This window comes from Ochrovirga pacifica (genome assembly GCF_000220525.1).
GTDB lineage: Bacteria > Bacteroidota > Bacteroidia > Flavobacteriales > Flavobacteriaceae > Ochrovirga > Ochrovirga pacifica.
The window spans coordinates 1-586 of the sequence record NZ_AFPK01000073.1; the positions used below are offsets into that span (position 1 = coordinate 1).

Annotated in this window: 1 protein-coding gene; it reads right to left on the reverse strand. The window is 33.1% G+C overall.

Annotated elements, in window-relative coordinates:
* Positions 1-5 precede the first annotated feature (5 nt).
* Positions 6-586: VPS10 domain-containing protein (locus FS85_RS15865; RefSeq protein WP_010137052.1), on the reverse strand; the 581-nt coding region annotated here is incomplete at its 5' end.

The following is a 586-nucleotide window of genomic DNA, read 5'->3' on the forward strand; positions in this document are numbered from 1 at the left end:
AGTCTTTATTTAACGGTCAATACTACATAATCACTAAAACGTCCATCAACAGTAGTTGCCCAAATTTTTACCTTTCCTTTGTTTAGTGCAATTACTTTTCCATCTTTATTAACTTTAGCAATGTTTAAATTGGTAGATTTCCAATGGAGTTTGTTTTTTTTGTAATTTGCATTTACAATATCTGCTTTTAGATTTGTTTTTTCGCCGACTGTCAGATTTATCACAGGCATACGTACTTTAACCACCTGAACGGAGTCTCCATTTTTTAATTTCCCTTTATAAAAACCTCCTCCTTTAGTTGCTAACCATAGTTCTGATGGGTTGTGTAAGTCAAATTTTACATCTTCTATCTGATGAGGTATTACAATACTTTTATTGATTTTTTCCCATGTCTGCCCCCTATTTTTACTTAAATAAATCCCTGGATTTTTAGACAAAAATTTTGTTGTTACGACCATCAAATTGGCATCAAAAGGAGAAATAGCAAAACATTCTGTTTCTGGAGCTTTAAAAATCTGTTCCCAGTGCTTTCCATAATTATCAGAATACCAAACACCTGCACCTCCACCTCTATAACCAGTGGTAA